At 48.8% G+C, this 24,886-nt stretch carries 26 protein-coding genes; 2 read left to right on the top strand and 24 right to left on the bottom strand.

Features of this window, described 5'->3' with window-relative positions; all coding sequences use genetic code 11:
* Positions 1 to 486: 486 nt before the first annotated feature.
* The 13 genes from RIG68_RS23610 to RIG68_RS23550 form a co-directional block, all read right to left on the bottom strand.
* Positions 487 to 852: a DUF1801 domain-containing protein gene (locus RIG68_RS23610; protein WP_350128210.1), complete on the bottom strand. Its 366-nt coding sequence runs from the start codon at positions 850 to 852 to the stop codon at positions 487 to 489.
* A 14-nt stretch (positions 853 to 866) separates the two neighbouring features.
* The gene (locus tag RIG68_RS23605; protein WP_350128207.1) at positions 867 to 1,289 is read right to left on the bottom strand and encodes a VOC family protein; all 423 of its coding nucleotides are present in this window, start codon (positions 1,287 to 1,289) and stop codon (positions 867 to 869) included.
* A gap of 326 nt (positions 1,290 to 1,615) precedes the next feature.
* On the bottom strand, positions 1,616 to 1,996 hold the full coding sequence (locus tag RIG68_RS23600; RefSeq protein WP_350128204.1) for a VOC family protein: 381 nt from the start codon (positions 1,994 to 1,996) through the stop codon (positions 1,616 to 1,618).
* A gap of 91 nt (positions 1,997 to 2,087) precedes the next feature.
* Positions 2,088 to 2,507, bottom strand: coding sequence for a hypothetical protein (locus RIG68_RS23595; protein ID WP_350128201.1), 420 nt, complete (start codon positions 2,505 to 2,507; stop codon positions 2,088 to 2,090).
* A gap of 102 nt (positions 2,508 to 2,609) precedes the next feature.
* The gene (locus RIG68_RS23590) at positions 2,610 to 3,809 is read right to left on the bottom strand and encodes an acyltransferase family protein (RefSeq protein ID WP_350128198.1); all 1,200 of its coding nucleotides are present in this window, start codon (positions 3,807 to 3,809) and stop codon (positions 2,610 to 2,612) included.
* A gap of 108 nt (positions 3,810 to 3,917) precedes the next feature.
* Positions 3,918 to 4,739 (bottom strand): DUF6597 domain-containing transcriptional factor, encoded by an 822-nt coding sequence (locus RIG68_RS23585; RefSeq protein WP_350128195.1) that lies wholly within the window; start codon positions 4,737 to 4,739, stop codon positions 3,918 to 3,920.
* Between the two features lie 20 nt (positions 4,740 to 4,759).
* Positions 4,760 to 5,137: a Dabb family protein gene (locus RIG68_RS23580; protein WP_350128192.1), complete on the bottom strand. Its 378-nt coding sequence runs from the start codon at positions 5,135 to 5,137 to the stop codon at positions 4,760 to 4,762.
* Positions 5,138 to 5,207: 70 nt separating this feature from the next.
* Positions 5,208 to 5,627, bottom strand: a complete 420-nt coding sequence (locus RIG68_RS23575) for a cupin domain-containing protein (RefSeq protein ID WP_350128189.1) — start codon at positions 5,625 to 5,627, stop codon at positions 5,208 to 5,210.
* 68 nt (positions 5,628 to 5,695) lie between these two features.
* Entirely contained in the window at positions 5,696 to 7,111 is a 1,416-nt protein-coding gene (locus RIG68_RS23570) for a pyridoxal phosphate-dependent decarboxylase family protein (RefSeq protein ID WP_350128187.1), read from the bottom strand.
* A 77-nt stretch (positions 7,112 to 7,188) separates the two neighbouring features.
* The gene (locus tag RIG68_RS23565; protein ID WP_350128184.1) at positions 7,189 to 8,085 is read right to left on the bottom strand and encodes a PhzF family phenazine biosynthesis protein; all 897 of its coding nucleotides are present in this window, start codon (positions 8,083 to 8,085) and stop codon (positions 7,189 to 7,191) included.
* Positions 8,086 to 8,224: 139 nt separating this feature from the next.
* Entirely contained in the window at positions 8,225 to 8,974 is a 750-nt protein-coding gene (locus RIG68_RS23560; protein ID WP_350128181.1) for a methyltransferase family protein, read from the bottom strand.
* A gap of 105 nt (positions 8,975 to 9,079) precedes the next feature.
* Positions 9,080 to 9,829 (bottom strand): VOC family protein, encoded by a 750-nt coding sequence (locus RIG68_RS23555; protein WP_350128178.1) that lies wholly within the window; start codon positions 9,827 to 9,829, stop codon positions 9,080 to 9,082.
* Between the two features lie 39 nt (positions 9,830 to 9,868).
* Positions 9,869 to 12,586 carry a M14 family metallopeptidase gene (locus RIG68_RS23550; protein WP_350128175.1) on the bottom strand — a complete coding sequence of 906 codons (2,718 nt, stop codon included), beginning with the start codon at positions 12,584 to 12,586 and terminating at the stop codon, positions 9,869 to 9,871.
* Positions 12,587 to 12,760: 174 nt separating this feature from the next.
* Between RIG68_RS23550 and RIG68_RS23545 the strand changes: the two genes are divergently transcribed.
* A complete protein-coding gene (locus tag RIG68_RS23545) occupies positions 12,761 to 13,147 on the top strand; it encodes a hypothetical protein (protein WP_350128172.1) in 387 nt (128 codons plus the stop codon).
* Positions 13,148 to 13,452: 305 nt separating this feature from the next.
* Here the strand turns inward: RIG68_RS23545 and RIG68_RS23540 are convergent, their stop codons facing one another.
* From RIG68_RS23540 to RIG68_RS23515, 6 genes are all read right to left on the bottom strand, one after another.
* The gene (locus tag RIG68_RS23540; RefSeq protein WP_350128170.1) at positions 13,453 to 14,739 is read right to left on the bottom strand and encodes a mandelate racemase/muconate lactonizing enzyme family protein; all 1,287 of its coding nucleotides are present in this window, start codon (positions 14,737 to 14,739) and stop codon (positions 13,453 to 13,455) included.
* Positions 14,740 to 14,992: 253 nt separating this feature from the next.
* Positions 14,993 to 15,946 (bottom strand): RraA family protein, encoded by a 954-nt coding sequence (locus RIG68_RS23535; protein ID WP_350128167.1) that lies wholly within the window; start codon positions 15,944 to 15,946, stop codon positions 14,993 to 14,995.
* Between the two features lie 114 nt (positions 15,947 to 16,060).
* Complete coding sequence (locus RIG68_RS23530; RefSeq protein ID WP_350128164.1) at positions 16,061 to 16,492, bottom strand: SRPBCC family protein; 432 nt, start codon at positions 16,490 to 16,492, stop codon at positions 16,061 to 16,063.
* A gap of 73 nt (positions 16,493 to 16,565) precedes the next feature.
* Complete coding sequence (locus RIG68_RS23525; protein WP_350128161.1) at positions 16,566 to 17,135, bottom strand: Crp/Fnr family transcriptional regulator; 570 nt, start codon at positions 17,133 to 17,135, stop codon at positions 16,566 to 16,568.
* A gap of 57 nt (positions 17,136 to 17,192) precedes the next feature.
* On the bottom strand, positions 17,193 to 17,636 hold the full coding sequence (locus RIG68_RS23520) for a GNAT family N-acetyltransferase (RefSeq protein ID WP_350128159.1): 444 nt from the start codon (positions 17,634 to 17,636) through the stop codon (positions 17,193 to 17,195).
* Between the two features lie 9 nt (positions 17,637 to 17,645).
* Positions 17,646 to 19,214 (bottom strand): sulfatase family protein, encoded by a 1,569-nt coding sequence (locus RIG68_RS23515; protein ID WP_350128156.1) that lies wholly within the window; start codon positions 19,212 to 19,214, stop codon positions 17,646 to 17,648.
* Positions 19,215 to 19,396: 182 nt separating this feature from the next.
* Here RIG68_RS23515 and RIG68_RS23510 point away from each other — a divergent pair, with 182 nt between their 5' ends.
* Positions 19,397 to 20,362: a cyclase family protein gene (locus RIG68_RS23510; protein ID WP_350128153.1), complete on the top strand. Its 966-nt coding sequence runs from the start codon at positions 19,397 to 19,399 to the stop codon at positions 20,360 to 20,362.
* Positions 20,363 to 20,422: 60 nt separating this feature from the next.
* Here RIG68_RS23510 and RIG68_RS23505 read toward each other — a convergent pair whose 3' ends face one another.
* From RIG68_RS23505 to RIG68_RS23485, 5 genes are all read right to left on the bottom strand, one after another.
* Entirely contained in the window at positions 20,423 to 21,022 is a 600-nt protein-coding gene (locus RIG68_RS23505; protein WP_350128151.1) for a hypothetical protein, read from the bottom strand.
* Complete coding sequence (locus RIG68_RS23500) at positions 21,012 to 21,509, bottom strand: RNA polymerase sigma factor (RefSeq protein WP_350128148.1); 498 nt, start codon at positions 21,507 to 21,509, stop codon at positions 21,012 to 21,014. The genes RIG68_RS23505 and RIG68_RS23500 overlap by 11 nt, the downstream gene beginning before the upstream one ends.
* On the bottom strand, positions 21,499 to 22,344 hold the full coding sequence (locus RIG68_RS23495) for an alpha/beta fold hydrolase (protein ID WP_350128145.1): 846 nt from the start codon (positions 22,342 to 22,344) through the stop codon (positions 21,499 to 21,501). Before RIG68_RS23495 ends, RIG68_RS23500 begins: the two co-directional genes overlap by 11 nt.
* A gap of 143 nt (positions 22,345 to 22,487) precedes the next feature.
* Positions 22,488 to 23,564: a lactonase family protein gene (locus RIG68_RS23490; RefSeq protein ID WP_350128142.1), complete on the bottom strand. Its 1,077-nt coding sequence runs from the start codon at positions 23,562 to 23,564 to the stop codon at positions 22,488 to 22,490.
* Between the two features lie 65 nt (positions 23,565 to 23,629).
* On the bottom strand, positions 23,630 to 24,802 hold the full coding sequence (locus RIG68_RS23485) for an alpha/beta hydrolase family protein (RefSeq protein ID WP_350128139.1): 1,173 nt from the start codon (positions 24,800 to 24,802) through the stop codon (positions 23,630 to 23,632).
* Positions 24,803 to 24,886: the final 84 nt, after the last annotated feature.

Below are 24,886 nucleotides of genomic sequence, written 5' to 3'. Positions count from 1 at the left end.
TACTTCAAAACCACAGTTCCTTTTTTCAGAGGCAAGTGCGCCGGCATTTTGTTATACATAATGGCTAAAGCAGTGTTTGTATGTCATGTGTAATGACTCACGCAAAATTGACATTTTGTGATGCGTTACAATCCGTAGTTTTATCCCACAGTTTAATTATATCCAATAGCACACAACTTAAAATTTATCACCATGAGAGCTTATAAGAGTAGATCCAGAAGCAGAGCAGTTTTGTTACTCAGCATTTTAGCGATTTTTGTTATCAGTTCACTTTCTTCTTGTATGGCTCATAGAGGGAGTGGTTCATGGGATGACGTAGGACATGCCCGGTCGTTTAACCACAAAAAGGCACATCATGACCATCACAGCTCGAGCAAACAAGTGGTAAAAAACAATAATAGCTAGAAATAGAATCTTCAATATGCCGCCCATGTGCCAACATGGGCTTTTTTTGTGCCAGTTGCCAGATGTCACCAGGCGTATGTGTCATCCGCCGACTATCTCTAACCAGTCTTTAATGACTCGCTCAAGTTCAGCCTTCTTTGACGAAGCTTCGTCAGCATTTTTGATGTATACAATTCTCCGATCTGTCCAGTCACCTTCGAGGATGTCGGATTTGATGGTAACGATTGTGGGATGATGAAAAATAAGCCTGATGGCCCTTTTGTCGTGCAGGTTGAAAGTGACAAAGTCTTCTTTGTAGTAGTAGCTGGGCGCATTCCACTTGATACGCTCCGAAAGAGGGCCAGCACTCTTGATAGTTGTACGAAGGGTTTCCACTTCAGCTTTCAATGGATGATCCAGCGTCTCCATGTAGGCAGCTACCTGTTCGGCTTCGGAAAGTTTGGCCATAGTTTACGGATGGTTTATTGAGGGCTTGTTTCAAAGCCGATCATCCACTGAACACCAAATTTGTCGGTCGCCATGCCGAAATAACTTCCCCAGAAAGTAGTCGCCATCGGCATGGAGACTTTGCCTCCGGCGGAGAGTGCGGTAAATAGTTTGTCGGCTTCATTCTTGTTTTCTGTGTCGAGATAGATGTGGAAGTTGTTGCCGGATATTTCACCGAAGCTTTCTGGTATGTCGCAGCCCATCAGACGACTGGTTTTGCTTATCGGAAGGGCGATATGCATCAATCTTTTGCTTTGTTCGGCTCCTTTTGGAGCTTCTGACGGCATGTCGCTGTATTTCATTTGGCTGGTAAAGTCGCCTCCGAAGACAGTTTTGTAAAAATCGAAGGCTTGGGCACAGTTGCCATTAAAGTTGAGGTAGGTGTCGGCAGATTTCATAAGGCATTCGTTTTAGTTAGTAACGTTTAAGCGTTGAATCAATTGAATCATAGGGCAAGACTTCCTCACAGCTTCTGAAGATACGGGTTTACACCGGGGAATTTAACTTCATCATTCAAAACTTCAGCGAAGCAGCCGTGGCTTATTATCAGATGAATAACGGCGCAGGCGTTTACCCGATTGCCGTGATTCTCCACTCTGAGGATACGGTCGCAGTCGTCAAGGTCAAAATTTGCCCTGCAGCCGGGGAACGCACGGTGGATCGCTTCCGAAAGCTTGAAGGCCTGAACGTGGTTGTCGACGGTAGTTTTGAAGACTTCTACCATCTACATCTCTTCAAGAATAGACAGAATATTGCCGGACGGATCCTTGAACCAGGCGATGGCGGGGCCACGATCATTTCTGCAAATGCCTTTTTTGTCAGTCTTGATAGGCGCATCATACTGCTCAAAAGCAACCCCTTTGCTTGTCAGCCAGTCGACGGTAGCCTCCACGTCCTTCACCGGAAAGTTGAGAACAGTGAATGTGGCTGGCACATGGTTGGGCTTTGGGTAGATAATAACTTTGCTGCCTCCGGCAAGCGCCAGCTTAAGCAGCCCCATGTCGAGCTCAACTACATCCAGGCCAAGTATGTCCTTATAAAAGGTCTTCGCTTTGGCGAGATTGTCGACTGAGTATCCGGTAAATGCTTTTGATTCTTTTAACATGCTCTTAGTGGTTAGAATGTTTCAAAGGCTCTTTCAATAAGTTAGAAAATAGCTGCCGTAATTACATCGGCAGCTTAAAAAACCAGAGGGATTAAGCAGTGACCTTCTCAAGCAGGCGCATCATACAAACCATTTCTGTATCATTTTTGTACCATTCCACCGCCCAGTGAGTGGGATCCAGCCCCTCAGCACCCATCAGTGCCCCGAATGTGGCTGGGATTTCCGTCAATCTTGAGCGCCAATGCTTAAGGGTGACAGCCACATAGCTACCTTTGGCGATCGTAAACTCCTCATACCCCAATTGCTTCCCCTCTCCTGGCAAGGTTTCAAGTGCCGTTGCGAAATAGTTGACACCATTTTTGTTCATTTTGCTCAAGCCATAGAATGGTCTTGAAAAACCCCCTGGTGTTTTTTCCACCAGCGCATCGAAAGCCTCACTGATTCCTTCAGGAAACGTGGGAACTGCCTGCCCAAAAACCCTTAAATCGCTTGCAATATTGATGATGTCCATGGGCACAGCATTTGCTACAGAACAAATATAGGGAGCAGCATCTTTCTATTGCGGGGGCAAAAGCGCCATTGTGACGGGTTGATTGCGTCAGACGGCAAATGCCTAAGCATTTGCCTTCTGACGCCTGGTGGTTTTTGCCGAAAATAGACCGTTGAGGTATTTTCGGCAAGGTTGTTCGACAAACCGATAGCTTAAAGTCGCCAGCGCTGCCGACAGCAGAAGAAGGATAAATAATCCGCTCCAGGCGATAGCCGGGGGGAAGTCAAAACCCAGCATTTTTTTGAGGGGGTCGGGGTTGACCAGCATCCTTCTGGCACCGGCGAATGCAAAAATGAGCGGCATGTGGATCAGGTACAGCGAAAATGAAATGTCTCCGATGTGCTTAAATACCCGGTTGTTGAGGAGGCTGCGACTTGCAGACGGCGCATAGGCCGTAGCCAGGATGATGCCACCAAAAAGAAAAACTGCGCCATAGTCAGGAAGAACCTTGAAATGCCAGGTCGTAAACAAGGAAAACCATATGATGGAAAAGGAAAACCGGTAGGCAAGGAGTTTTTGCAGCAGTCGTTTCTCATACAGTTCGTAGACAAGCATGCCCCATACAAATCCGCAAACGCAGCGAAGCATGGCCGGGCCCGTGATTACGTCGATGATGTGCATGGGATAGGGGACACTCGAAGGCACGTTAAATTGCTCCCATCTTGCGGCCCAGAAATTTGGCTGGAAATAATATATGATGGATAAGTACCCGGCCAAAACCAGCAAGCCTGCCAGCCATCTTGACCATGTGCTGGTGCGTTTGAATAATACAACGATAAGCGGGAACATCAGGTAGGTCCACCATTCCACGCTGATCGACCACGAAGGGGTGTTCCAGGTAGCTTCATGGTGTGTTCCCATGGCCTGGGTCATGGCTATGTGGGAGGGCAGGGCGGTTACATCGTATACGACTGCAAAAAAGCCCTCCAGTGTGTTGGTCAGGAATGACGGCACTGCAATAAGCACCATCAAAGCCAGCGTTGCCAGGTGCAGGGGATAGATCCGGGCGAACCTGGCCCACATGAAGTGGGCAAAGCGGTGTGGTGTTAATTGCTCCCGGAAGTAATGACCATACACATGGTACATAACAAATCCGCTGAGGACAAAGAAGAGGTCAACCATCAGGTACATTTTCTCAATGATGGGTGTAAAAACCGGAGAGATTACTTCGGCCAGCTGGCTGTTGTAGTGGAATATGACTACCAAAAGGGCAGCCAGTCCCCTGAGGGGCGTGAGCCCCGGCAAATAAGATGTTTTTGACATAGCAATAGGGTTTTGCCCGCACGGGGCAGTTAAAAAAAGCAAGCGTCCGCTGGTGTGTGACCAGCCGGCTTTTTTGCGGTTAATAAAAATCTGTCAGATCAGGATGTGCTATTGAGCGATGTTCATGATGAAGCTTTCACGATTCCGGGCAAACTTTGTAGGCGCTACCCCAACAAAATTTTTGAACTCCCTGTTGAAATGAGATTGATCTGTAAACTGCAGATCGTGTGAGAGTTCGGTAAGGCTTCGATTCTTAGATAGCATGTAATTGTGAATGGCATTCATACGTGATATTCGCATATAGTCGACGACCGTTATGCCATACAGCGCCTTAAACTCTCTTTGAAGCTGTCGCACGCTTATGGGAACCTGGTCAATGAGTGACTGGTATTCGGCCGTTCCCTGGCATTTACGTATCAGCTGCATGGCCAGGTGTGTATAGTCCCAGTCAATCCGGTGGGTTTCCACCTGCGAAAGGATGAAACTGTTTGCAAGCTCGACCCGCCCGGAGGGGCTGCCGGCGTCCCTTACCTGTTCGCAAAAATCCCTCATTGAGTTGCCCAGCACGTCGTTGCTGTCTTCGTAGGTGCCAAGAAATTCAGCTGGTGCTACACCGAATACGTTTCTTAAACCATCGGGGAAAAACCGGATGCCGAATACCGTTACCGGCCGGGAAAACTGAACTTCGTAGGGCTTGTCGTACAGCCCAAGCAGGGTGAATTCCGGAGATTTGCTCCAGTCGGCCCCGGGCCTGGTCAGCGAGCAATGATCACTGGAGGTATGGATAATCAGTTCGATGCATCCGTTGGGAAGTACCGACTGGGATATATTGGCTTCTCCGTCGACGTTGAAGCTTCCGTGCCAGTACGACTGTATATAAGGAGACAAAACAGTCGATGGTTTGTATTCCGTAAACAGGGTGTTGCTCATAGCTCGTTAAATGGTTGACGCTACTTCAAATAACTAAAAGAAGAAAATCTCTCGACGATTTCAGGTCCTATGGCCGCAATCCTGGCATGATCCTTATGATCGTGATAAGCCTTTTTTGCCGCTTCCGAAGCGAATATCAGAACGACCATGTGATCGTAGTCTCCCGTCGTGAGCTCGATCAGCTCATAGCCTTTTAGTCCTTCTACGTTGTCAACAAGTCCGTGCCACAGTGTATCCACCTCTTCGATTGCACCTATTGGGGCATCCGTTTTCCATTTGAAAAGCAATACGTAATACAAGTCCCCGGGTTCTGTTTTTTCAGAGGCTGAGGCAAAGCTGGTTGACGTGAAAAGGATGATGGAACAAATGGTGATAAGGTATTTGGCTATTGTTTTCATTTGGAGATGAGTTTAAATGAACCCCGGAGGCATTACGCCATCCGGGGTCTGATACCAAAAAATGCCTCCGCTAGTTCAGGAGGGCAGTATCTACTACATTTGAATTGGTGGGCAGCCACTCCTGTTCAAAAGTTGCTACAATGTTGTTGGCCCCACCAAAAACGCCAAGGATTCTCGCCGTGGTATTTCCCACATTGGTGAGGTTGTGAGGAGCCATTTTAGGCACAAGAGCGATGCCGCCTTTTGATACAGATGAAAATTCGCCGCCCACTTCGGCGGTGAGGTCTCCCTCAAGTACCACAAGCAGCTCTTCCGCTGAATCGGTATGGCGGCCCAGGCTGTCGCCGGGGGCGAGTTCGATTAGTACAGTGGCAAGTTCTTTCGAACCGTGGGCACCTATGAGTGGAAAGGTGGCTCTGCAATGCTGAGAGCTGTCTTCCTTCCCGGTGAACTCTACCATTTCTACCGTGTTCAAATCAACTGTTGTCATGTTTAAAAAATTTGAGTGTGAAAAAATTACACTACAAAGGTCGCAGCGGCGGAGGAATCAAAATTGTATCAAAACGACATTTTGCTTACTTCTTTTGCCGCTTCCAGCATTTCCTGCTGCACGATGGCTACGTCTTCTTCGGTCGTTCGCCAGTTCACCAGAGCTGCCCTGATGCCTTTCCTTCCATTGAAAGCGGTGGGAGTCATGAACACTTTTCCCCTCTCATTCAATGTGTGGAGAAACAGGTCGACTTTCGGGGGATGAGCGCCTTTAACTGAAAAGCAAACAGTATTGAGCCTCACGGGTGCCAGAAGCTCGAAGTAATCGCTGGTGTTGATAAAATCACCGAGCGCTTTTGCCTGCCTGATATTGCGCTCAACAATTTCTCTGTATCCTTCTCTGCCGTAGGCCTTCAGCGTAAACCAGGCCGGGAGGGCCTTGAACCTCCGGGAGTTCTCGGGCAGGAAATTGAGAAAATTGAAGTTTTCCAGTGGATCGCCCAGGTAGGGGGCGTTGGAGTTCTGAAAGGTTTCTACCTGCAACACCTTGTGCCTTTCTTTTACAAAAAAGAAAGCGCTTTCATAGGGTACATTGAGCCATTTATGCCCGTCAATGGTAATGCTGTCGGCATGTTCCCAGCCGGCAAGTAAATGAGCGTAAGTCGGCGAAATGGCGGCAAAGCCACCAAAGGCAGCATCTATGTGCCACCAAAAGTTGTATTTTTCTTTCAGTCTGGCTATCGCCTGGGAATCGTCGTAATCGACGGTGTTGACAGTGCCTCCGCTGGAGATCAACAGAAAAGATGCTCCTCTCAGCGCTTTGATCTTTTCTTCCAGGGCCTCGATGTCAATGGCTTCCCGGGTGGCGTCGATTGTTTTTACTAACTGAATGTTTGAGCTGCCCATGCCGAGCATTGAGAGCGCCTTGATGGAAGAGGAGTGAGGTACTGCCGACAAAACGGGTGCCGGACCGGAAACGCCCGCTTTGGCAATGTCGGTATGGTTTTGTTTTCCCAGCCATTGGCGGGCAACCCCCAGGCAGGTAAAGTTAGACATGGTGGCGCCGGTGACAAAACCGCCAAGGAAATCGTCTGGAAGGCTGAAGAGCTCTTTCAGCATGTCGATGGTTTCGAATTCGATGATGCCGGAGAGGTCGCCATGGCCTTTGACGGTTTGGGTATTCTGATCGAAAATGGTAGCCAGCATGTCGCCCATGATGGCAGCAGGAGTGGTGCCACCTGTTACAAAGCCCCAGTAACGTGGGCCAGCAGAGGCGACGATCAGATTGCGGAATCGTTCTTTAAACTCGGCAAGGGCTGCTTCGCTTCCCTGGCCATCCCCGGTCAGTGGGGAGCCAGCTGGCGTGCTATGTGCTGCGGAGGTGGGTATGTCAGCAATGTTGTTGAGAAAGGTAAGGCCTTCTTCCAGCGCCTCTGTGAGCAGGTGACGCATATTACCCAGGTCCGTATGGAGTCTTTTGTTCATGTCAGGAGTTTTTAAATAAGGGGGCAAAAATGACCCTATATGTTGGCTGAGAATTGTAATAAAACGACTTTATATGCTTAACAACTCTGGTGTGGTATGTCCATTGTGCCTTCCAAAACGATGCGTGCTGAGCTCACAACCTCCAGCGTAGTTTTATTCCTCAGGTTCAATTTAAGGTATCCGCCCCTCTTCGAGTTTTGGTAGGCAACCAGTCGGGTTTTTCCAAACTTTTTTGCCCAATAGGGCGCCAGCATGGAGTGAGATGCCCCGGTTACAGGATCTTCGTTGATGCCGATCCATGGGCAGAAGCATCGTGAGTAGAAATCATACTGATTGTCGTCCGATTTGGCAGTCACGATCACCTGCCTGATCAGCTTCGAACTTGCAATCGCTCTGGCGTAATCGGGCGAGAGCCGGGCAAGGGTTTCTTTGTTTTGCACCTCGATCAAAAGCATTTTGGTAGCGGGAGCAAATCTTGTGTCGACGGTTTCAGTGATGCCAAAGGCCTGAAGGATTTCCTCATCTGGAGTAAAATCGACGGTCTCATAAACCGGAAAAGTCAATTGAATTTCGTCCCCCACTTTGACAGCCGAGACCTGGAGACCGTGGTAAGTGGTAAATTCTAACTCGTTTTGCTGAAATACTTCCATCACTGCTTTGGCTGAACCCAGTGTTGCATGTCCGCAAAATTTTATTTCGACTGTGGGTGTGAAAAAGCGGATGTTGTATTGATGGGCTTTTGCTCCATGCGCTTTAGTCAGAAAGGCAGTTTCAGACAGATTCATTTCCGCTGCTATGGCCTGCATGGTAGCTGTCGTTAGCGGCTGACTTGGAAAACAAATAGCTGCGGGGTTGCCTTTAAAGGGCTGTGTTGTGAAGGCATCCACAATCATTGTTTTGACGCTCACTTTTCCCGACGGAAAATTCTTTGCTGACTCAGGCAAGTCAGCGACGGTCACTGTATCGGTTTCCATAACCAGGGAGTTTAAAAAATGAAAAAACGATTTCTTGAAAGTGTATGGATACGTTTATTCAGTGCAATAGGTTTTGATCAATTGAGCCATTTCCGGCCATTGTCAAAAAATTAGCAGTTGGCCAGTGTAGAGGTGGAATTTACCGATCAAACGAGAGCACCTGGGTGGTTTTTTGAATTGTCTTAATAATGATATACCACGCCACGCTGGCGGCGAAGCCATACATCCAGTATACATTCCCCAGCGAGAATGCCTTGTTGGCCACCGATGCTCCGATCACTTCGAAGGCAAAGACGACGAGGAACATATTCAAAATACCGGCCTTTTCCTGACGGATTATTTTTCTCCAGCTAAAGGTGTATTTGGGCTTGATCCACTTACTAAAGGCCGGGATGAAGGCAGGCGTTTTTGCAGCCCAGTCGACGTATTCTTTTCCGTATGTATCGATCAAAAACATCTCCTCTGCATACATGATTCTTTCATAATAGACCCAGTACATAAAAACAAAAGCGACGATGAACCATGGCTCCTGAGTGAAGCCGGCGATGCCCAGCCACATGAAGAAGTTACCTACATACAATGGGTGGCGTACTGTGGCATATAATCCTGTAGAATTGACAGAATCAGCTACTTGCCCCACTGTGGTATTGCGACCAGAGGTATTGTCGGCAGAGTAGCCAATGGCCACCATGCGGATCACCAAACCCAACACGCATACCAGAAAGCAGCCTAGCTTGAACAGGTCATCTTGCTGCGAGTCGGTAATGGTGCTATTCAAAACGTTTTGCACATACACATAAATACCGACCACGATGATAACCAGCGGCAGGTAACTTCTGTGTTTGAACAGGAAGTCACCCTGGGTTCTAAGCTCTTCTTTTAATGCCATTGTGTTGTTTTCGCCATTTGGAATCACGAAGGTACGGAAATGTAATTAAGTTGCGGACTTAGTTTGGTGAATGTGTCAGAGCCAAAACTTATTTGCCCCACCCCTTTAAAAAGTTATCCTCACACTTTCCTTTCCATCGGAGCTCCCGAAACTTACTGCTTTCAGTCTTGGTCTTTTGGCTGATTCATTTTTTGGAACGACAATGATATCTCCAGACGCAGTGAAGAATCTTTCTGCACTACCAAACAGCTCGTCCTTCTTTCTCCCAGCCGATTGCAGTCCAATACCTTTCAGAAAATAGGAAACTCTTTCGCTGCCCTCAACATAGGTGGCTGCCATTCGATCTGACTCATTTTTATGAGCAGTGGTTTCCCCCGGATCGCTCATGGTTCCGTGGTAGGCAATAAAAAAGAAATGGACTAACTCGGGCTCCTGCGGAAACGTGATATAGTCCCAACTTCGCCCTTTTGAGGTTTCAAAAGCTATGTTCAAGCCAGAGAGCATCTGTTCCATCTCCTCAGTTCGAACTCCTGATACAGCCAGGTATACCCCGCCTTCTCCCTCTTGTAAAAGTCTCTGGTAGTCCCTCGCCAGGTCGTCGGTGGGCTCGCCTCTGACTGACATCAGTTCGAGTGATGTCTTATTCACAAACTTTACATGTGCGTTGATAAGCCCGTTGGCATGCAATCGCCCCTGCCTGACAGCGAACCCAAGCTGGGTATATCGGCTGGTAGCCTGATCGAGGTCGGCAACAACAGTAACCACATGGTCGATTTGTATTTTTTGGCAGGAGCTCTCCCAGTGGCAAGTAAACAGGGCTACCAATGCGATCAGTGTTACTTTTGTAAGTCTCATACCATTAAAAATTTACCATGATGCCTGCATTACACTACACTAATCTTTGCCGCCTGACGCCTTGCCGCTGCCTTCAGCTTTGGCCGGAGCCGCCCAAAAGCCTTCTGAAACAGCACGGCTTTTGGCAGTGTTTGCTCCGTACAACATCGCATTGAACAGTGTGCGGTAAGTGCCCATAGGCTGGCCACGCCACTGTGGCTGGAAGCCGAACAGGATCACATGGCCTTGCCCATGCTGAACGTCGAGCCCCGCTGCGTAGCCATTCAGGTATTTGGTGCCCAGCAGAAAACCGGAGCGAAGAGGAGAGCCCTTGTCCTGGTATTTGGCAAGTGCCTCTCCTTTGAAGCCCTCCAGTGTGGTAAATACAGGGCTTCGGTTGACAAACACACTGGCATGATCGGGCATACCGGCCATCACCGGATGAGTGGTATTCGTAGTCACTTCCATGATAGATCCTCCAGTGAAGAAATCTTTCCTGTTGACACCCTTTACCACATTTTTTACAGGTAAGTAGAGTGATTCAATGGCGAAATCGCTGCTTTGATTCATGCAAACTAACGTGCCACCGGCTTTGACAAAGTCGTCAAGATTGCGAATGCCTGTTTCGCCCAGACCTCCCTCGTAGCGGGGAGGCACTTGCCCCTTTTTGTAGCCGTTTTCGATGGAGCCATTTCTTTCTGAAGCCATCACTATCACATCGAACCGATCTTTTAAGCTACCGGCCGCAAAGTCTGAATTTCTGACGACGGTATATGGCAGTCCGAAGTTATCGAGCAGCCAGCGAGTCCAGCCCATGTCCATGCTGGCCGTCCATGGCTCATAAATGGCAATGCGGGGCTGAATCCTTACACCCGACGAGCTCCCGGTTCTCACGATGTTCACAGCAAAGTCATCCACCCATTTTTTAGCCAGCGCTTCTGTAGCCCCCTTCACAGCATACTTTTGGTTGGCGTATTCAACGGTGAGTCCCTGTTTCCAGGCTTCACCGAGTACCCGAAAGATGTTGTTTTCCTTTGGGTCTAGCAACAGCGTGGTGCCGCTTCCTTTGACAAAACCAGGGAGGGGAAGAATGCCAGCAGCGACCTCGTTGGTATTGAAACCGGCCCCGGGTGCGAAGTCAACTTTACTGTTATCGTCGCCGGAGGTCGTTTTCCAGTCGATTATGGTTCCTTTTACTTCCGTGAGGCTTGCTCTAACTTCTTCAGAAAGAGGGCTGGCAGCCGCAGTTATATTCAGCTCAAACTGGAGGGGCAGCGACCACCCGGCAGCGTCGTAGGGCTGCTCCAGCGGGCCATCGGGGAATTCCCGCAAGTCGGGATACACCTGCACATCGAGAACCTGGCGGGCCAGCTCAGCAAACTCCTGGTCCATGGGAATGACCCAGGTGCCTTTGGCGTATGCCTGGCCTTCAAAAGTAATGGCCTTGTCGAGTTGAGAGATTTTGATGCCGTTAAAGGCCAGGCGCTTCAGTAGCTCTACCGGACGAGCAGGATCACGCTGCTGCTGTGGAATGAAGTAGGCATAGGGCGGTTCATTTCGATATTTTTCAATGGTGTTTTGCGCCGACTGATACTTATTGAAAAGGACTGTTTCGCTGTATTTGGAGGCATAGTCTAATACCGCAATAGAGGCTGTTTGCATGTACTGAATGGCGTCGCTTATGCGCCACCAGCCACCAGGCCACGGACTGGAGTAAAGCGATTCGATGCGAAGATCACTTCTGTCTTTGGGGAAGTCGCTGATGGTATAGAAATAGGGAGTGGCGTACCGGTAAAGGGCTGTTTCCGTCCAGAAGGAGGGAATGTTTTGCAGCACCGGCATGTAGTCGATATAGCCAGGGTACCAGGCGTCGAAGCCCTGACCCATGTGAACGGCACCTTTCAGGCCTTCGGTTTCCAGCTCCTGAGCCATGGCCATGCCAATCATATTCACTTCACGGGCAACCAGGGGCGGCGTTTGGGAAGCAATGGGCTCCGCAAAAGGTGGCAGCCAGATGCGGGTGGGGAAGGGCGACGACTGGTGGTGTACATGGATGATATTGGGCTCCCATTCTCTCCATGTACGGCCCACGACTCTCGACTCAATCATATTGACCATGTAGGCATCCCGGTTGTTATCGTGGCCCACGTACTTTTGATAAAGCCAGGGGACGGGGGCGACTTCGTAAGGCGTGCCCACGTTTTCAGCATACCAGTTGGCGATGATGTCCTGTCCGTCCGGATTAAGCGAAGGCCAGAGAAGAATGATCACGTCATCAAGGATTCTGGTAATTCTCTCGTCGGTATCTGCCGTGCTTATGAGTTGGTGCGCCAGCGAAATGGTGTGCTGGGCACCGGCTACTTCCGACGCATGCAAGCCTCCGTCGATGTGGACGATGGGTTTACCTTCTTTGGCCAGTTGTTTGGCTTCTTCTCTTGTCATGCCATCAGGATGGGCCAATCGCTGGGCTATGGCCTTGTACTTGTCGATATTTTTGAGGTTTTCCGGGGACGAAATGAGGGCAAAATACCAGGGTCTGCCTTCGGAGGTTTCGCCCACGTGCACCATTTGGATTCTGTCGCTGGCGGCGTCGAGTTTGTTAAAGTATTCCAATGACTGCTCGTAGGTGGCCAGGTGGAAGTCAGCACCCACATTGAAACCCAAGGTTTCTTCGGGAGCTGGGATTTGTGCCAGCAGCAATGACGAGATAGTTAGTTGGAACGCAACAGCCAGAAGAGTCGCCTTCTTCGGCAATTGGCAAAGTAAAGTATTGGTCATGGTCGGTTTCATTGGATGGAAACGACCGAAGATAAGGAAATGAACGAATCTAGCTGAGCAGTTTTATACAGGCGAATGGTTTGTCCTGCGAGGCAAAGCTGGCGAAGGATAGGATGCAGATGGATCCATACTTGCTCAACGCAATTCTTTCAAACTTTTTGATGAACTTGGTGCATGGGCCTTACGCTCTTCGAATGGTTTCAAAAGCCTTTGTGTCAGTTGTTGTTTTTTATACCACTCACCTTTATCGTTCTGGTACTTGTGAGGCCGGTAAAAGCAGACAATGCGTGGATGATCGCCGGTATCGTGTATGGATGCTTCATTGTAGTCAATACCGTGTTGATTGGTTTTGCAGATAAGCCGTGGTACTACTTTTTGATATCCTTGGGCTTCAGTGTTGCTTATCTTATTGCGATAGGCGTTTTAATACCCGCACTTATCAAAATCATGAAGATTGAAGGGGCGGAAGAAAGTGCTATGATCTTCCTGCTCATCATTTATCATCCGCTTGCCCTCATGTTGATGATGTTTTTGAAGTGGGCTTATTTTAAAGTGTTTTGAAGTGTAGCGTAATTTGCCTGGGATATTAGGAGGAGGTTGTATCAAAGGCCCTAACATTTTGGCAAACGCACAAATTGAGATGACGTTTTCTTGCGTGAAGTAAAGAGGGCGCTCTTGTGCTGGCGGATAGAGCGACCTCTTTACTTGGGCTACCGATGGCGATTTCCTGGTACCTTTCCTTATTCGAGCGTTATACTCCTCTTGCCCGCCATCTCATTTTGTGTGTTTGGCTGGCGCAAAAATTTGGTCTCAATCTGACATTCTCCACGTAAAGTTGGGCTTTTGATAAAGCCTCTTTTTCGCTTTTATTCAAAAAAAGGAATTCCCTTTGTGGCATATTTCTTCATCCCTTCTTCATTGATTTCTACGCCAATTCCCGGCTTGTTGGAAACTGTAATAAACCCGTTTTCAACCATTTCACCGTCGAAAGTCACAATCTCTTTGAACATGGGATCCTTGTGGAAGTAAATCTGCCATTCCAGAATCATGAAGTTGGGCACCGAAGCGCAGACATGAGCGGAAGCCATGGCGCCCAAATAAGAAGCCACCATGTGGGGAGCGAAGGGCACGTAGTACAGATTCGCCAGGTTGGCAATGCGCTGTGCTTCGCCAAGGCCTCCCGCCTTTTGCAGGTCAGGCATAATGATGTCGACAGCACCTATTTCCAGCATGCGCCTGAACCCATAGGCCAGGTAAACATTTTCGCCAGCACAGATCGGCGTGCTGGTGGAGTCAGTAATGGCTTTGTAGGCTTCTACATTTTCAGCAGCGATGGGTTCTTCCAGCCACATCATGTGGATGGGTTCGAGCATTTTGGCGACCTGCTGGCCTGTCACGGCATCGTAACGTCCGTGCATATCGGCACAGATGTCGATGTTGGGCCCAACGGCCTCTCTGGCGGCCGCCATCTGGTCGTACATTCGCTGCAACTCCGCCGGGCTGGCTGTCCAGTTGTAGCGATCATATTTGTTGGGGTCGTTGGCCTGGTCGAGGTCAAACTTCACGGCTGTAAAGCCCATATCGACAGCCTCTTTGGCACTGGCAGCAAAGTCCGCCGGCTCAGGCAACCTCGACTGGTACAAAGCCGTGTCCATGTACACACGCACGCTGTCACGGAATTTCCCACCCAGCAACTGGTAAACGGGCACACCAAGTGCCTTGCCTGCCAGGTCCCACAGTGCAGTTTCTACTGCTGACAGCACTGCCACGAACATGCCTGACTGGGCACCTTCAAAGAAGCCCGACTTGCGGATGTCCTCAAACAATCGGTGTACGTTCAAAGGGCTCTTGCCTTTGATGCGTTCGCCCATCATCTTCACGAGGTGGTAGGTGCCAGGTACGGCGTCGACACCTTCTCCACAGCCCCAGATGCCCTGGTTGGTATGAATTTTCACGAACAGGCTGTGGCCGTTGCGGATATAGCCGCATTTGATCTCTGTGATTTTGAGGTCAGAGGGCATGCCGTGTTTCGGTGCTTTATGGATGGCTTCTTCGTAGCCCTGGCCGTAAGTGGAAAAGGCGGTTAAGCCGAGGGCGCTGGTGCCCAGGGCTGATTTTGTGAGGAAGGAGCGGCGTGAGTGGGTGTGTGACATAAGCTAGTTTATCTGTAGGTAATGACTATTTTTTGTAATTGTAACAGTTAATTGCTCGCCCTTAAGCCGGGCAGGCCCCTACTTTTTCAAACCCAACCAGGTCGGGATAAAAAGTAGGCAAAAATCTTTGGAAATTTAGCGCACAGGCCATACGCTCACCGGCTCGCCAAACTCCCCCACCCTCCTGGATGGTAACCTTTTCATAGAGACATGCTGCCAGAGTTTGGGTGGTGGAATTGGTAAACACTACTCATCACCAGGTTCTGGTTTTCAATAATTCCTGAATTTGCTCTCTTGGAACTGGGAGCTCGTCAATGTGCTCATTGAGCCATTGAGAGAAGTCCTTTTCGATTTCATCGGACCAGCGGGTGTCGATTTGCCCGGCTGTGTATTTTTGCTCCCGCAGCCGCTGGTGACCAAACATATCTCTGAGCCTGACTACTTCGCTTATTTTTACTACCCTTTCCACCAGGTGGGGAGGGATAAAGAGTACGCCGCCATCCCGGCCAAGCACCACATCGCCAGGCATCACCGTTGCCAGGCCAATGCGGGTGGGTTGATTGATGCCAACCAGAGTGGTATTAAGTGCTCCGTCTGGATTGTTTAAATGGTGAGAGGGGTGATAGGTACGAAAAAAGGAGGTAAAGCTGCCAATTTCCTTCAGACCATTGATGTCCCGGATGGCGCCGTCGTACACGATGCCATTGCCTGACTTGGTGAAGATAGAATTACCGAGGTTGTCGCCAATCGTAGGGCCGTCCACATGGGCACCAAACTGATCCACCACATATACATCGCCTTTTACTAACATGTCAACTGGCCAGGAGTTTTGTGACTTGATTCGACCGTCCTGATCATGACCTTTTTTGTCAAGTACCCGATGGATGTCGGGGCGGCCGGGCACAAAAGTAGCCGTTACTGCCCTGCCCACCAGCACGCTATCCGGGTTGATGGTCATCCAGCCATCGGCATACTGGTATTTGTAGTTCTCGTTTCTGAGCACGGCCCAGGCTTCCTCAAGGGTGACGAGCTTCATGCGTTCCAAAAGCGCATCAGGCACTTTGGGGCGGCCGTCTTCGAAGCGTTCGCCTTTCCATTCAGGGGTCAGAAAAATCAGGTCTTCTTTGGAGATTTGCTGGGCAGCAGCGGCGACCGTCACAAGAAATGACAGCAATACCAGGAGCTGTCGTTTGAAATTTATAGTCATTGTTAAGCAGGTAGAGTGTTCGTTAATAATATTAGTGAAAAATATGCATACAACCTACAATGAATTGATAACTGGTGAGTGCCTGCTGATAAAGCCGGTGGTGTTGCCAGGCTGCTACTCGCATTCTCTTTTCATTGCCTCCAGCCAGCTCACCATGCCTTTTTCCAGGGTTTTATTAAAGAAGCCACTCAGCAAGCTGGCCAACAGCCCTTCCATGCTTTCCTCAACAACTACTTTTGTGGTCTGACCTGCTGCTTGCAACTCCCAGTTGTGGATGGCAAAGATGCCCATTACCTTGCCAGTCCAGCCCAGTTCTCTTTCACAGTTAACGGTGTGGAGGGTAGAATGAATTTTTGTACCACCTGTTTTCCAGTCGAAAGTGGTGCCTGCTTTGAGCGATCCATTGATAGTTGCCTTACTGATTTCTGAATTCCAGCCTGACCAATCGTTTATGGACGTTAGCACCTGCCAGACTTTTTCCTGAGAGGCGTTTATGACGATTTCTTTGCGACATTTAACAGGTGCCTTTTGATTGATGCTTTTCATTGCTTTACTGTTTTAAAGTACCTGACAAAGGTCAGGGCTAAACCAATACCAGCGCTTGATCTATATCAAGAAGTCAGCCGAGCGACTTTTTTCTAAGCCGGCTGAGCGTTTCCGGGGTCATGCCCAGCATCGAGGCCAGGTATTGCAGCGGCACCAGATTGAAAAGCTCTTTATTGAAATTGAAGAGTTGGTGGTAACGTTGCTCGGCGGTCATCGAAAGATGAGATACCACCCGATCTTCCAGCACTGTAAAACATTTGGCGATGAAAAGCTTTTCCAGCTCCGTCCACTGCGGAATAAGCTTGCCAAGCTCACGGTACCTCGCTTTATCCATCACATACATTTCAGTGTCGGCCAGGGCCTGGATATTCCAGCGGGCGGTTTTGTCGAAAAGGAAACTTGACAAGTCCAGAGCGAAATACCCTTTGGTGGAGATCCATTTGGTTAGCTCTTTTTCACCAGTGTCAAAGTACTCCCTGAGAATGCCTGATTGAACAAAGCCCATTCTGTCGGAGTACCGTCCTGCATGGAGATAGAACTCTCCCTTTTTTAAATGGATCGGCTTGAACCAGGCACTTATTTTGGTGGCGTCTTGGCTGGTGACGCCGAAAAAGGACTGGATATACTTTTCAAGTTCGGTCATGACAAACAATTGCCGGGTTCTGATGTGTTTTTCATTATAAGCCGATCAGCGTTCAGTCTATCGTGAAAGCTGCATATGAATAAGTGGGTAGGGCTTTCCTGTGCCATCAAGTCTTGAACGTCCGATAGCCTTGAAACCAAAGTGCTCATAGAAGCTTTGAGCTTTGGGATTCTGTTCGTTCACATCCACCCTGGTCGCCTCCAATTTGTCAATCGAATACCTGATAAGCCTTCTTCCTATGCCACGGTTCATGTAATGGGGGTGAACGAACATCATCTCTATTTTTCCTTTGGCGACCCCCAGAAAGCCAACGATTTTATTGTCCTCATTGCGGGCGCAAAAAAGTTTGACCCGGTCAAGGTAACTATTCAGTATCAGTGGTTTGAAAAACTGGATATCTTCTTCGGTTAAAAATGTATGGCTTACTCTTACCGACGCCTCCCACAGCGCAACTATGTTGGCGTATTCACTTTTATGGACGATGTCGATGTAGTATGGCATATCCTTGTGTTAAGGCTGTTTTATAAAATTTACTTGTAACCATTCCCCTTCGTATGAATCGTTTTTCTGGGTCTCCCCGGCCGTGCTCCTGCCATTTTCAATGTACTTTGCGAGCAAAGCCTTTAATTCGGCTACCTTTCCGGGCTGCTCTGCTTCCAGGTTACGCTTTTCCCCCGGGTCATTGGCTAAGTTATAGAGTTGTATGGCCGGAAGTCCGGCCACAGCCACCGAATCTTGCGGTTTTGGATCACTCCATCCACCGGAGTCCGGGCATAAGATAAGTTTCCATGGGCCCCGACGAATGGCAAAGCTGCCATTCATGGAATGATGAACAGTGCCTTCCCTCAATGGTTCTGACAAAGTAGTCTGTTTGAAAATTGGTAGCAGGCTGTAGCTGTCTTCTCCTTCATTTGGCGCCAGCTTGTGCCCAGCGATATCGGCGCAGGTAGCCATCAGGTCTGTCAGGCAAATGGTTTGGCTGGAAACGCTGCCTGGTTCAATAACTCCAGGCCATTTGGCAATAAATGGAATACGATGTCCTCCTTCAAATATGTCGGCCTTGTAACCTCGGTAAGGGCCACTGGGGTAATGACCTTTGGCTTCCAATAGCTCATAGTTTGCGTAGGGCGCAAAGCCATTGTCGCTGGTGAAGATGATCAGCGTATTTTCTTCAATGCCAGCCGTTTTAACGGTTTCTAGCAGCTTGCCTACATAGTCATCAATCATTAGCACAAAGTCGCCGTAGGGGTTTAATGCGCTTTTCCCCAGCCATTCTTTTGTAGGCAAAATGGGGGTGTGCGGCGAAGGCAAAGCCAGATACAGGAAAAATGGTTGATCTGAAAGAGCTCGGTCTTTAATCAATTCCATGGCTTTTTTGAAATAATTAGGCGTGACCTGCTCATGAACAAAGTCAGTGCCAGTAGGGCCCTCTCTCCACCATGAATACTCTCCGGTATTCACTGTTGTTGTGTCTGGCACGGCTGTCACCATGCCGTTTTCCACATACACATAGGGCGACATGTCGAGCGAGGCGGGGTGTCCAAATGAATAATCAAAGCCACGTTCTTTCGGGGAGTTTTTTACAGGTTTCGAGTAGTCAATATTGGCAAAGTCAACCGACCATTCATTCGTGTCAGCCTGATTGTCTTTCAGCCCCCAATCCCAGCCCAGGTGCCACTTACCAACAAAGGCGGTATAGTACCCATTTTTTTGCAGCATGGAGCCTACCGTGCTTCTGTCGTTTGGTATCAAGGGTTTTGAGTTGCCAACCAGCACGCCCTGCTTCATTTTCGTTCTCCAGCTGTACCTGCCAGTGAGGATGCCGTACCTCGTGGGTGTGCAAACACCAGAGCCGGAATGGGCATCGGTGAACATCATGCCCTCACCGGCCAGCTTATCAATATGGGGTGTGGGAATTTTACTTTGCTCATTAAATGCCGTCACGTCTCCATATCCCATGTCATCTGCCAGTATATAGATGATATTAGGCTTTTTTGACTCCTTAGCCTGCTCCACACAACCTGCCAGGGTCAGGAGTAATGCAAGTGTGAAGAGACTTATACTGAGGGGCTTGTTCATTAGGCTTGGTAAATAGTTTGGTGCATTAATATAGTCGAATTCAATCAAATTCTAGTTACCACATTTCATAAGTGCAATTTTTGATACAGATCGTCCTTTTACCCTGCCTATTTGATGCATTGATCCTTCGAATCGCTAATCCTTTTTCGTAGCATTAGGTAAAATATTTAGCCTTTACAGTTATGAAACTACAAGCAAGACAACTCCTTTCTGCCGCTTTTCTGTTCACCCTATCGTTTACCTCATTTTCCCAGACCCGGGAGCAGGGGCCATGGTGGCCACATCCGATCTGGGGCGCTGGCGACCAGGCTGGTGGCTCCAACTGGATTACCCCTGAAAAGGTGTTACAAGCAATGACGATGGTGAAGAAAGGAAAGGTGTATGAGCTTGGGCAGCCGTATGAAAACGAGATGAGCATTCCTGATAATCGAAGCTATAACCTACTAATACCTTCATTTCCGACGTATGGGCCCGAGGGGAGAAACGGGCAGGTGTTCAACGACGAGTATATTGCCGGGTCCCTGGGTCAGGTAGGCACGCAGTTTGACGGCCCAGGTCATGTAGGCCAGCAGTTGAAAATGGCTGACGGTACCACCACAGAGGTATTCTACAACGGCTATAGCACAGCAGATATGAAAAACCCATTTGGGTTGCAGAAGCTGGGCGTTGAAAACGTAAAACCGATTGTGACCCGTGGCGTCCTTGTCGACATTGCCGGGCTGAAAGGAGTGCCCACGCTGGCTGAAGGCTATGAGGTGTCGCTGGCTGACGTAAAGGCAGCATTGAAAAGACAGGGAATTTCGGAGGCATCGATTGCTCCGGGGGATGCTCTTTTCTTCAATTTCGGGTGGTCAAAGCATTGGGCTTCCGGCTACGCCATGAAGGGAAAACGTCCGTTTGTAGGTCGCGATGCGGTGGAATGGATCATTACCAAAAAGCCCTGCATGGTAGGATCGGACGGCATCATGGATGGCGATGAACTGATAGCTCACTCGGAGCTTACCATGAAAAATGGCATTTTTAACCTGGAATGGATGACGTTTGAAACTTTGCAGGCCGACAAAGCCTACGAGTTTTTGTTTGTATTTACGCCTATCCGGTTTAAAGGCGCAACCGGCTCACCTGGCAGACCCATTGCCATTAGGTAAAATGCGGCGGACTGTACATGCTTCTGCCGCTGTACTCTCTTGCCTTTCAAAAGGGGTACACTAATCCGCTCGAGAGATGTCTTGTTGAAGCTTCAGCAGGTCATCAAGTATGCCCATTTCTTTGCGGATGGATGTTCTGATTGACCACGTGAAGATGAGAGCGCCCAGCACATACGATGCGTCAATCAGTATCATGAACAGGGTGCTGAAATAAAGGCTGAACTCCGGCGTGAGCATATAGAAGCCGATCGTGTACAGGATCAATATGGTGACGGTTACCGGACCATGGATTTTCTTTCTGAATTTGTAAAAGGCAACCGCCGAATGAGTCGTGTTCAATGCAGCGGCACTCATATCAATCTTGCCGGACAAGTAAATGCTGTACAGCTCAATGACAATTCTCACGACCAGCCCACCGACCATCAGGCCCACGCCAATATGGCTGACAAGTTGCTGAAACCTGGCTACGTAAAGAAAGAACCATGCAAGCCCAATGAGGGTGATGCACAACACCGCAATGGTACCCATATGCTGCCTTAGGCTGCCTTTTCGTTTCTTTTCGGCTTTCATTATCAGCTGGCCAGGATCACCGTTAGGAGGCACGTTGGAGCTTTTGGCGGCATGCCAGGTATTTTTTATATCGTCTAGTTCATCGTTCATTTTTAAGCAGTTTTTTCAAATTTTTCTTTATTCTGTGAATTTTCACCCGCAGGTTAGTGCTGCTGATGCCTATGATGTCTGCTATCTCCTCGTACTCAACCTCGTCCAACACCATCATAATAATGAGCCTGTCGATCTCGCCAAGCTGTCCAATGGCCTCATAGAGTGCATTGCTGGCGTTTTCTTGCATAGAGCTAGTTTCGGCGAACCGGACGGATCCGGCCTCATCAATTGAAACGTGGTTCTTATCCTTCCTGCCCCTGATGTACTTCAGGCAAGTATTAACTGTGGTGCGATAAATCCATGTTTTATAGCTGGAAGCACCCTTAAATTTATCGAGTGCATTCCAGGTATTGATGAATACTTCCTGAGACAAATCTTTTGCTATATCCTTGTCTCCCTTTACAAATCCCAGGCACATTTGAAGCACCATTGATCCGTAGTCGTGGTGTAATGATTCGAAGAGGGGACGGTTATCAGTTGGCATGTTGGCTTAAGTACTTGTTGATATGCTCATAAAGCCACGTTGGCTGATCAAACATGATAAAGTGTTTGCTGTTTTCCGCAATGATGATGTTTTTAGTTGTCAGGTTGGCGTACTGCTTTTCGTAATTGTCCAATACCACGTTTTTGTCAGGAAAAGGCGCACCCAAAATGAGGGTAGGAATTGAGATTTCCCGTAGGCTTTCCCGCAAGTCAAGTTTCAAAAGGTCGGTGTAGCCATACACATACGTTTTCCTGTCGGCCTTCATAAAGTACCCTGTGAGCACTTCAGCTTTCGATACATTTAAAGTCATGTTTGAGCACATTCCTTCGGCCATTTGACGAAATGCTTCATCTGACATTTCAATCATTTGGTTGTTGTAAGGGCTGTCGTATTGGAGGCTGCTGGCCGGAACGCCAGGCATCATCAACTCACGCATGCACGGGATTGATTCGACAAGTATAAGCCCGGAAATCTGTTCTGGCAATGCCGCTGCCAGGTCAACTGCCAGGTTACCGCCCATGCTATGACCCACTAAGGTGACATTGGTCAGGCCTTGCAACTTTACATAGGCGATCAGCTCGTCCTTAATCGGTGCGTACCATGGCGTTCCAATCGGTGCCAGTCCGTTGAAGCCTGCGTAGGTCACAAGGTGGCTTTCAAAAGACCCTGCCAGGTTTTGGACGGTTTCATTCCAAACAGCTCCGGGGGTACCGAACCCCGGGAGAAAAATGACTGGGGTGCCGCTTCCCGTTTTTTCTACTTCTATGGCCTTTTGACCAAACGAAAGGCTCACTGAGATAACTACTGAGACAAAGGTGACAATTACTCTTTTCATGATCTAATAGGTTTAAAATTTCACCTTTGATCCAGGAAGATGCGAATTGTTACAATGGTTGGATTTTTTTTTAGATCGATGAAAAATGCCTGCCCTGTTGCGATAAGGCGAGGCTGCGACCGGGTGTCGCTGCCATAGAATCGTCAATGGCTGTATTTGTACATCTTCAAACTGGCAGGCAGTTTCACCTTCACTTCAGTGTCTGTTTTAGTTAGCAGCCCGGTCTTCTTGTCCCTTTTGAACACAACGATATTGTTGCCAAACTGATTAGCGACAAGTAAAAAGTTGCCAGACGGATCAATCACAAAACTCCGGGGGTGGTCGCCGTACGTCGATGAATGACCAACTAATGTTAGCTTACCGCTCTTTTGATCAATAGAGAAAATGGCGATGGTGTTTTCTTCACTTACTCTGTTCGACACATAAAGGAATTTGCCATCCGGCGACGTGTGCAAGTCAGCCCCGCCGTAGATGTCAAACTTCTTCGTGTAGGTAGACTCCCTGCCATTTGGCGTCAACTTTCCTTTGCTATAGGTGTAGCTAGAAACAGTGCCGCTTAGTTCTTCTACGCAATAGGCATACTTTCCATTAGGGTGAAACTCCAGGTGCCTTGGGCCGCTGCCCGGGGTGGTGGTTACTGTGAGTTCGTTGCTAAATGTAGCGGGCTGTGCGCTGCTTTTGTCAAATGCATAGGCGAGGATTTTGTCCGACCCCAAATCTGGCACAAAGAGGAAGTCGCCTGTCGGGTCAAAAACAGCCGCATGCGTATGTGCATCGTCCTGCCTTCCTGGAATGGTGCTCTTGCCTTCAATGTCGAAATGTTGGGCTGCAGGTTTTAGGCTACCGTCTGGGTTGCGCTCAAACACAGAAACACCTCCGTCGGTGTAGTTGGCACTGGCCACAAACTTACCCGCTGGGTGTACCATGGCATAGGCCGGGTTTCTTCCTTCAACAGATTGTTTGTTAAGGAATGAAAGCTGCCCATTGGCGGCGTTGAAGCTAAAGGCTGAAACATTGCCTGGGGTTTCCAGCTGGGTTTCAGTGCACCCATACACGAATTGGCCATCAGGCGATAAGGTGAGAAATGAGGCGTTGACAAGGTTCTCTACCTTGCTTACCTCTTTCAGTGCACCGGTTTTGCCGTCAAACTCATACACGAGCATGCCTGTGCCGGGTACTTTTTCAGTGTAGCAGCCGACAAAGAGAAAGGTTTTGTTCATTTTTTGGCTGAAAGAGGGTTGGGATAAAAGCAAAACTGAGAGGAAGAAGAGGCTCAGGTATTTCATTATTGTGCAATTTTTAAGTATTCCATCACAGCTTCGTCATCCTTTAAGGCACCGGAAGGCCGAGGTGTTTTATCTGTGAAAACTTTCAGGTCATCTGGTGGTAAAATCGTCACGAAGCTCTCATTGTACCCATCGTCATAGGGAAGGTTAGCATAGTTCAATCCCAGGTGCTGTGCAAAGAAATTGTAGGCTACAATCCTCTTGGAAACGCCATAATCATGTTTTTCAGCGGCAAAATGAACATTGCTTACGAGGTTTTCTGCGCCATAGGTCTTGTATACACTTTGCACATAAGGAAACTCTACCATAGGCGTGTTTTTGGTCCAGTCGGCGCCATCCGACACCATCAGCATGGGCCTGGGAGCGCAAAGGGCTGCCACTTCTACATTATTAGTCTGGAAGGTGGCCGTTTTGTGAACCGGCATGCCGCTTTCGCAAACACAGCCGCCGAAGAAATGCGCAGAAACCTGAACGACGGGGACAGCCACTTTTATCCTATCGTCGATAGCCGTAAGCATGAAGGTCTGTGTGCCGCCGCCAGATGCACCCGTCATGCCAATCCTTGAGGCGTCTACGTCGGGCCGGGAAAGCAGGTAGTCGAGCACTCGCTTGCTGTTCCAGGTTTGCAGGGTCATGGCAATGGGCATTTTGTGCGTTACCTGAGTGCTTTCTGCGTAGCCCACCATGTCGTACATAAACACAATGGCCCCCATTCTGGCAAGAGCGGCGCACCTTCGCTGCACAGGAACAGAAAACCTTGCATCGGGGAAGTGACCGTGTGCACTTAAGATGGCGGGGTGTTTACCTGCTTTTTCGAGGGGGCGGTATAGATTTCCCGTCACATAAAAACCAGGGAAGCTTTGGATGGCAATGTTTTCCACGATGTAGCCATCCATTTCCCGTGTATTGGTAATGATGGTTTTGAATCCATCCTTTGGCACGGGCATTTTTTCGAGTTGCAGGCCTTCGATGATATTTTTTCTGATCTGTGCCGCTCTCTTTTCCCAGGAAGCTTTGTCGGTCCATTGGGAGGCAAAATCTTCCATCTTCACTTTGGCTTCGTCTTCTGTCCAGTAGTGGCCCTGGCAGAGCATGGACTCCTGTGCTATGGCTGCTCCGCCGATCATTAGACCGACGAAAAGCAGTAATAATGCTTTGGTGATGTTCTTCATACTAAAAGTAGGTGGTGTCAACTATCGAAGATAGCTAATAATTGAAACACAATCTGTCCCGGGAATCGTTTTGTTTCAGGCAAT

Origin of the sequence: Imperialibacter sp. (assembly GCF_040222385.1) — a bacterium.
Taxonomy (GTDB): domain Bacteria; phylum Bacteroidota; class Bacteroidia; order Cytophagales; family Cyclobacteriaceae; genus Imperialibacter.
The sequence above is the reverse complement of the archived record's forward strand: the minus strand, read 5'-3'. Positions and strand labels throughout refer to the sequence as shown.